Source organism: Comamonas sp. GCA5, assembly GCF_036541385.1.
Lineage (GTDB): Bacteria > Pseudomonadota > Gammaproteobacteria > Burkholderiales > Burkholderiaceae_C > Comamonas > Comamonas aquatica.
The window spans coordinates 1-7,905 of sequence record NZ_JAZHFR010000116.1; the positions used below are offsets into that span (position 1 = coordinate 1).

A 7,905-nucleotide genomic window follows, 5' to 3' on the forward strand; every position below is an offset into this window, starting at 1 on the left:
TGCGCGCACAGCATCCACCCCAGCCACCTCGGCGCCCGCCCTGGCCCGCCCGGCCAAGCCCTCCGCCCCGCCCGCAGCGCCATCCGGCGACAACACCGACGACTGGGAAAGCTTCTAAACACAGCTCAGCTGCGCCACCAACCGCTGGGGTCGCGTGGTCTTGGCCAGCATCGGCCCCGGCTGATGCTTGGCCCCTGCGCCAGCGGCACGCCCCCAGCCCCCATGCAAAAAGCCGTGCCCACAGGCACGGCTTTTTACTTGTGCATCGGGCGCAGCGCGCCGGGAATCACACCACGGTCGAAGAGGCCTGGCGGGTTTCGGCAAAGCGCTGGGCCACTTCCTTGCGCATGTCCTTGCGGATCAAGGCCGCCTGCCAGCGGCGCTGCTGTTCCTCGGTCTCGGTCTGCAGCGCAGGCACCGGCACGGGCTTGCGCGCATCGTCCACCGCCACCATGGTGAAAAAGCAGCTGTTCACATGGCGCACCACCTGGGTGCGGATGTCCTCGGCAATCACCTTGATGCCGATTTCCATGGACGAATGGCCGGTGTAGTTCACGCTGGCCAGGAAGGTCACCAGCTCGCCCACATGGATGGGCTGCAGAAACATCACCTGGTCCACGCTCAGCGTCACGCAGTAGCGACCGGCATAGCGGCTGGCGCAGGCGTAGGCCACTTCGTCCAGCTTCTTCAAGATTGCGCCCCCGTGCACATTGCCGGAAAAATTGGCCATGTCAGGGGTCATCAGCACCGTCATGCTGAGTTGGTGTGCAGGCAAGTTCATGGCGGTGGATTGTAGGAACGGATGGTGGCAGTGGCACGACAGCCGCCGGGCAACCCGCAGCCCCTGCGGGGCTTGGCCGCTTGGCTACACTGCCGGGGCCGCCCGTCTGTGTGATGGGCGTTGCTTTTTTGGCCCCCATTCACGTACTTGCCGCCCCATGACTGCTGCCCCTGCCCTGCCCGCCACCACCGCCTTCGATGCCATCATCCTGGGCGCCGGCGCGGCCGGGCTGTTCTGCGCCGCGCAGGCCGGGCAGGCGGGCCTGAAGGTGCTGCTGATCGACCACGCCGAGAAAGTGGCCGAGAAGATCCGCATCTCCGGCGGCGGGCGCTGCAACTTCACCAACCGCGACCTGGACGTGCGTGCGCCGCACAAGCACTACGTGGGCCAGAACCCGCAGTTCTGCCGCTCGGCCCTGTCGCGCTACACCCCGGCCGACTTCATGGCGCTGCTGGACCAGCATGGCATTGCCTACGAGGAAAAGCACAAGGGCCAGCTGTTTGCCAGCACCAGCGCGGAGGACATCATCCGCATGCTGCTGGCCGAGTGCGCCACCGGCCAGGTCGAGCACTGGCAGCCCTGCGCCGTCAAAAAAATCAGCTTTTTGCCTTCCAGCGCAGATGCAGCAAGCGCCGGCAGCTATGAAATTTCCACCGACCGGGGCGTGGTGCGCGCGCCGCGCCTGGTGCTGGCCACGGGCGGCCTGTCCATCCCCAAGATCGGCGCGACGGATTTCGGCTACCGCATCGCCCAGCAATTCCAGCTGCCGCTGGTGGAACGCCACCCCGGCCTGGTGCCGCTGACCTTTGACGGCGCGGCCTGGCAGCCCTACGCCCAGCTTGCGGGCCTGGCCCTGCCGGTGGAAATCAGCACCGGCAGCAAGAAGGAACGCATGAGCTTCCACGAAGACCTGCTGTTCACCCACCGCGGCCTGTCCGGCCCGGCGGTGCTGCAGATCTCCAGCTACTGGAAGGCCGGCACGCCCCTGCAGATCAACCTGCTGCCCGGCACCGACCTGGCCGCGCTGCTGCAACAGGCCAAGGCCCGCTCGCGCAAGCTGGTGGTCAACGAACTGGCGGCCTTGCTGCCCGCGCGCCTGGCCGAAGCCTGGGTCGGGCAGCAGCCCGAGCTGCAGCGTCCCATCAACGAGGCCAGCGACAAGGCCCTGGGCAAGCTGGCCGAGCAACTGAGCCGCTGGGAGATCACGCCCACAGGCTCGGAAGGCTACAAGAAGGCCGAAGTCACCCTGGGCGGCATCGCCACCCAGGCGCTGTCGCAGCAGACCATGGAGTGCAAGAACCAACCCGGCCTGTACGCCATCGGCGAGGTGGTGGACATCACCGGCTGGCTGGGCGGCTACAACTTCCAGTGGGCCTGGGCCAGTGCCTTTGCCTGCGCCCAGGCCATGGCGCAGCAGCAAGCCGAGCAGGCCTGAAGCCCCAGTCCGCCAGTGGGCGAAGCGGCCACTGCAGATACATTTCCAAAAGTCGTTATAATGCTCGACTTTGCTGGCATATCCCCGTCGGCCATACTAGTTAATAGAGACGGGGAACAACCGCTGCTTATGGCTCTCAGGCCCGATCTTCCCGAGAACCCGCTGACAGCACAGATATATCTGGAAACTGAATGACTACCATCCGCGTCAAAGAAAACGAACCCTATGAAGTTGCCCTGCGCCGCTTCAAGCGCACCATCGAAAAGCTGGGTCTGCTGACCGACCTGCGCGCTCGCGAGTTCTACGAAAAGCCCACAGCCGAACGCAAGCGCAAGAAGGCTGCTGCCGTGAAGCGCCACTACAAGCGCGTTCGCAGCATGCAACTGCCCAAGAAGCTGTACTAATCGTCGATTAGGATCAGTCGGCCGTCAAACGCCGCAAACCCGCGCTCGGGACGCCAGGCGCGGGTTTTTTGTTTTCTGGCCACTGCCCGGACGCAGTGACCTCTCGGTGCCAGGCCCTCGCAGCAGCGGCCACGGCGCCCCACCCAGGAGAGATGTATGAGCTTGAAAGCCCAGATTACCGAAGACATGAAGACCGCCATGCGCGCCAAGGACAGCGCGCGCCTGGGCACCATCCGCCTGCTGCAGGCCGCGATGAAGCAAAAGGAAGTGGACGAGCGCATCGAACTCGATGACGCCGCCGTCATCGCCATCGTCGACAAGCTGATCAAGCAGCGCAAGGACAGCATTGCCGCCTTCGAAGCCGCCAACCGTGCCGACCTGGCCGATGTGGAAAAGGCCGAGCTGGAAGTGCTCAAGGTGTACCTGCCCGAGCGGATGGGCGAGGCCGAGATCACCGCCGCAGTGCAGGCCATCGTGTCCGAGCTGGGGGCCAGCGGCCCTGGCGACATGGGCAAGGTGATGGGTGCCGTCAAGGCCCAGCTGGCCGGCAAGGCCGACATGGGCCTGGTGTCCGCCGCCGTGAAGGCCGCGCTGAGCAAGTAATGGCGGACCGCGCTGGGCGCGGACTGCTCCAGGGTGTGGGCGCCACTGTGCGCCCACACCCTTTATTTTTGGGGGGCTTGCACGACCTGCTGCATGGCCTGCTTGATCCCGGCTGGCTGCGTGCGGGCAAAGAAAGCCTGCAGAAACTCCACGCACACACGCACCTTGGCGGAGCGCTCCAGCCGTGTCGGGTACACCGCCCAGATGTTGGCGCTTTGCTGCCAGTCGGGCAGCACCTGCACCAGGCGCCCGGCGGCCAGCTCGGCCGCCACATCCCACAGCGAGCGCAGCACCACACCATGGCCGTCCAGCGCCCATTGCACGGCCATCTCGCCATGGTTGGTGGACAGCGGCCCGGTCACCTTCACGCTGCGCTCCTGGGCGCCGCTGCGCAACTTCCACACGCCAAACGGGTGGTCGCGCTCCTTGATCACCAGGCAGTCGTGGGCGGCCAGCTCATCTACGCTGCGCGGCACACCGCGGCGCTGCAGGTAGGCGGGTGCGGCGCACAGCATGCGGCAGTTGTCCGCCAGGTGGCGCGCAATCAGGTGCGGCGCGATCTCGTCGCCCACGCGCACATCCAAGTCCAGCCCCTCGGCCGCCACATCCACCAGGCGGTCGAACACTTCCAACCGCAGCTGCAGACCCGGGTAGCGCAGCGCCAGCTGGGACAACGCCGGTGCCACCACGTTGCGGCCAAAGCCAAAGCTGCTGCTGACCCGCAGCAGGCCCCGCGGCTCGCGGCGCGTGATCTGGGCTTCCTGCAGCAGGTGCTCCATGTCGTCCAGGATGCGCTGCGCCCACAGGAAGATGCGCTCGCCCTCCTCGGTCACCACCACGCGGCGTGTGCTGCGGTGCAGCAGCTTGACCCCCAGGGTGGCCTCCAGCAGGCGGATGCGCTTGCTCACATACGCGGGCGAAGCCTCCAGCGCCGTGGCCGCCGCCACGAAGCTGGACTTGCGCACCACGGTGATGAAGACACGCAGGTCTTCCGGCGCGGGCATGGTGTGCACGATGGGCGTCTCCGTTCCACAAAACGGCCGATTGTAGGCAGGGTGCGGCGTGCCTACAGGCTCATGCCGCTGTCCTGGATCACCTTGCGCCAGCGCTCCAGGTCCTTGGCGATCAGCTCGCCGAACACCTGGGAGCTGCTGGGCATGGGCTGCGCACCTTCGCTTTGCAGGCGCTCCAGAATGGCCGGGCTTTGCAGCGAGGCATTGATCTGCGCATTCAGCTGCTCCACCACAGCCTTGGGCATGCCTGCCGGGCCGACGATGCCATACCACTGGTCGGCCTCGAAACCCGGCACGGCCGCCTCGGCCACCGTGGGCACCTGCGGGAGGATGGCCACGCGCTGCGGCGAGGACACGGCCAGGGCCTTGACCTGCCCGGCCTTGAGCTGCGCCAGCACTGCGGGAATGCCGGTGAACAGCGCCTGCACCTGGCCGGCGACCAGGTCGTTGACCGCCGGGGCGGTGCCCTTGTAGGGCACATGCTGCATGCGCACCCCGGTCTGCTGCGCCAGGTAGGACATGGTCATGTGCGCCGCGCTGCCATTGCCACCGGAGCTGTAGTTGATCTGATCCGGGTGGGCCTTGGCGTAGGCGATGAAAGACGGCAGGTCGGTCACCGGCAGCGTGGGGTGGACCACCAGCACGTTGGGCACGCGTGCCACCCAGGCGATAGGGGTGAAGCTACGCACCGGGTCATAGGGCAGCTTGGGGTACAGCGAGGGCGTGATGGCCAGGGTGCCCACATGCCCCATGAGCAGGGTATAGCCATCGCCGGCCGCCTTGGCCACGCGGTCGGCGCCAATGCTGCCACCCGCACCGGCCACGTTCTCCGGCACCACGGACTGGCCCCAGGCCTTGGTCAGCTCATGCCCCATGGCGCGACCCAGGATGTCGGCCGAGCCGCCCGGCGTGAAAGGGATCACCATGCGGATGCTCTTGCTGGGATAGGCGCCCGGCGCCTGGGCCCAGGCGGCGGTGCCGCTGGCGAGCATGCCGGCCAGCAGGGCTATTGCCCCTGTCCGGCAGCGCTTCAGTGTAGAAACTGCGGGTGACGGTGATCGGTGCTTGTCCATCGGAACTCCTTGAAAGCGCAGGGGCCAGGAAGCCGAATGCCCGGCCTGGCTAGGCATTTGTGCTTTGGGATTTGCCCGCACCCGCTGTCGCCAAGGCTGCGCCCTGCACGCAGGGTGGAGCCATCGCCCTTCCATCGCTACATCCCCAGGAGGTTTCATGCACGTCAATCGCCGCCGTTGGATTCTGAGCACCACCAGCCTGGCCGCTGCCAGCTGGCTGTCCGCCTGCGCCAGCCGCCCAGCCGCGACCAACACCGCCGCGCTGGGCTACCAGCACCAGACCATCGGACAGGCCCGGGTGACGGCCGTGAGCGATGGCGTCACCCGCCGCCCCCTGGATGCTGGCTTCGTCAAGAACGCCCCGCTGGCCGAGGTGCAGGCCGCGCTGGCGGCCGCCGGGCTGCCGACCACGCACATCGACGTGCCCTACACCTGTTTCGTGGTCGACCTGCATGGCAAGCGCTATTTGCTGGACACCGGCTTTGGCGACAACGGTGCGCCGGGCACCGGACAGCTGCACCGCCACCTGCAGGCGGCTGGCATCGACCCGGCCAGCATCGATGTGGTGGTCATCAGCCACCTGCATGGCGACCACATCAACGGACTGCGGCGCAAGGATGGCAGCCTGGTCTACCCCCAGGCCACGGTCTATGTGCCCCAGCCCGAGGCCGCGCACTGGCTGGACGACGCCCGCATGAACGCCACCCCGGAAGCCGCACGCGGCGGCTTCCGGGCGGTGCGCCGCGTCTTCGACGGCTACCCCGCCGCACAGCTAAAGCTGTTTGCGCCCGGCAGCGCGATTGCTCCCGGCCTGGAGACGGTGGCCGCGTTCGGGCACTCCCCGGGCCACACGGCCATCGCCGTGCAATCGGGTGGCGAACGCTTCACCTTCATCGGTGACGTGGCGCACTACCCGGCCCTGTTCGTGAAGCACCCCGACTGGCAGGTGCAGTTCGACATGGACCCCGAGCAAGCGCGGGCCACGCGCCACGCCCTGCTGGGCCGCCTGGCCCAGGAAGGGGGTTGGGTGGGCGGCTACCACTTCCCCATGCCGGCCCTGGGACGCCTGCGCGCTGCAGGCCCGGGCTACGACTGGGTGCCGCGCGCCTGAGCGCCCATCCCCCGCGGCAGCCCCGGCCATGGCCGGGTTTTTGATGCCGCAATTGCACACACTACGTAAACAATCAACGCACATTTTGCGGATTGCATGGTGCGCAGTCTGACTCAACAATGCCGCATCCCGTTGACAGAATTTCAGAAGGATTTGAGATGTCCACACCCCGCAAGATCGCAGTCATCGCCGGCGACGGCATCGGCAAGGAAGTCATGCCCGAGGGCCTGCGCGCCCTGGAAGCGGCCGCCCAGCGCTTCAACCTGCCGCTGGAGTTCCACCACTTCGACTGGGCCCACTGCGACTACTACGCCGAACACGGCCAGATGATGCCTGACGACTGGAAGGCCCAGCTGTCCGGCATGGACGCCATCTTCTTCGGCGCCGTGGGCTGGCCCGCCACCGTGCCCGACCACATCTCGCTGTGGGGCTCGCTGCTCAAGTTTCGCCGCGAATTCGACCAATACATCAACCTGCGCCCGGTGCGCCTGTTCGAAGGCGTGCCCTGCCCCCTGGCCGGCCGCAAGCCTGGGGACATCGACTACTACGTGGTGCGCGAGAACACCGAGGGCGAGTACACGGCCCTGGGCGGCATCATGTTCGAAGGTACGGACCGCGAGATCTGCATCCAGGAGTCGGTGTACTCGCGCAAGGGCGCCGACCGCCTGCTCAAGTACGCCTTCGACCTGGCCCAGAGCCGCGCCAAGAAGCACGTGACTCTGGCCACCAAGAGCAACGGCATCGCCATCAGCATGCCCTGGTGGGACCGGCGCGCCGACGCGGTGGCCCAGGCCTACCCCGAGGTCACGCTCGACAAGCAGCACATCGACATCCTGACCGCGCGCTTCGTGCTGCAGCCCGGCCGCTTCGACGTGGTGGCCGCCACCAATCTGTTCGGCGACATCCTGTCCGACCTGGGCCCGGCCACCACCGGCACCATCGGCCTGGCACCGTCGGCCAACCTCAACCCCGAGCGCAGCTTCCCCTCGCTGTTCGAGCCCGTGCACGGCTCGGCGCCCGACATCTACGGCAAGAACATCGCCAACCCCATCGCCATGGTCTGGTCCGGCGCGCTGATGCTGGACTTCCTGGGCCGCAGCGAAGGCGCCTGGCGCCAGGCCCACGACCACATCGTGGCCGCCATCGAGCGCACCATCAAGACCGGTCCACGCACGCCCGACCTGGGCGGCACGGCCAGCACCACCGAGGTGGGCCAGGCCATCGCCGCCGCCATCGCCCAGGCCTGAGGCCGGCACTGGCCCCAGCCCGGGCCAGCGAATGCTCCTGAAACCAAAGCACTCCACGCTCACTGCACATGCGCTGGAGTGCTTTTTTATGTAAATTCATCGCCACCAGGTGAGCCCCTAAGAACGTGTTTACGATCCTTCTATGACTCGACAATAGCCGAGTGAAGAGAAAGCCCTACGCCAGCGACGTCAGCAGAGAGAAGTTTGCGCAGATCGAGCCGCTGCTGCGCAGCGTGCG

8 protein-coding genes are annotated in these 7,905 nt (G+C 66.9%); 5 read left to right on the forward strand and 3 right to left on the reverse strand.

Annotation, left to right across the window (positions count from 1 at the left end):
- Window positions 1-286 precede the first annotated feature (286 nt).
- On the reverse strand, window positions 287-781 hold the full coding sequence (locus SJH88_RS17620; RefSeq protein ID WP_043385831.1) for an acyl-CoA thioesterase: 495 nt from the start codon (window positions 779-781) through the stop codon (window positions 287-289).
- Window positions 782-938: 157 nt separating this feature from the next.
- Between SJH88_RS17620 and SJH88_RS17625 the strand changes: the two genes are divergently transcribed.
- The 3 genes from SJH88_RS17625 to SJH88_RS17635 all read left to right on the forward strand — a co-directional run bounded on the left by SJH88_RS17625 (window position 939) and on the right by SJH88_RS17635 (window position 3,223).
- Window positions 939-2,216 carry a BaiN/RdsA family NAD(P)/FAD-dependent oxidoreductase gene (locus tag SJH88_RS17625; RefSeq protein WP_274755232.1) on the forward strand — a complete coding sequence of 426 codons (1,278 nt, stop codon included), beginning with the start codon at window positions 939-941 and terminating at the stop codon, window positions 2,214-2,216.
- Window positions 2,217-2,407: 191 nt separating this feature from the next.
- Window positions 2,408-2,620 carry a 30S ribosomal protein S21 gene (rpsU, locus tag SJH88_RS17630; protein WP_003052999.1) on the forward strand — a complete coding sequence of 71 codons (213 nt, stop codon included), beginning with the start codon at window positions 2,408-2,410 and terminating at the stop codon, window positions 2,618-2,620.
- A 156-nt stretch (window positions 2,621-2,776) separates the two neighbouring features.
- Window positions 2,777-3,223, forward strand: coding sequence for a GatB/YqeY domain-containing protein (locus SJH88_RS17635; RefSeq protein WP_274755233.1), 447 nt, complete (start codon window positions 2,777-2,779; stop codon window positions 3,221-3,223).
- 62 nt (window positions 3,224-3,285) lie between these two features.
- Here SJH88_RS17635 and SJH88_RS17640 read toward each other — a convergent pair whose 3' ends face one another.
- A complete protein-coding gene (locus SJH88_RS17640) occupies window positions 3,286-4,227 on the reverse strand; it encodes a LysR substrate-binding domain-containing protein (RefSeq protein ID WP_274755234.1) in 942 nt (313 codons plus the stop codon).
- 62 nt (window positions 4,228-4,289) lie between these two features.
- Complete coding sequence (locus tag SJH88_RS17645) at window positions 4,290-5,228, reverse strand: Bug family tripartite tricarboxylate transporter substrate binding protein (protein WP_274755235.1); 939 nt, start codon at window positions 5,226-5,228, stop codon at window positions 4,290-4,292.
- Between the two features lie 238 nt (window positions 5,229-5,466).
- Between SJH88_RS17645 and SJH88_RS17650 the strand changes: the two genes are divergently transcribed.
- Both SJH88_RS17650 and SJH88_RS17655 read left to right on the forward strand, forming a co-directional pair.
- Window positions 5,467-6,420 (forward strand): MBL fold metallo-hydrolase, encoded by a 954-nt coding sequence (locus tag SJH88_RS17650; RefSeq protein WP_274755236.1) that lies wholly within the window; start codon window positions 5,467-5,469, stop codon window positions 6,418-6,420.
- A gap of 158 nt (window positions 6,421-6,578) precedes the next feature.
- Window positions 6,579-7,667: a tartrate dehydrogenase gene (locus tag SJH88_RS17655; RefSeq protein WP_045266418.1), complete on the forward strand. Its 1,089-nt coding sequence runs from the start codon at window positions 6,579-6,581 to the stop codon at window positions 7,665-7,667.
- Window positions 7,668-7,905 lie beyond the last annotated feature (238 nt).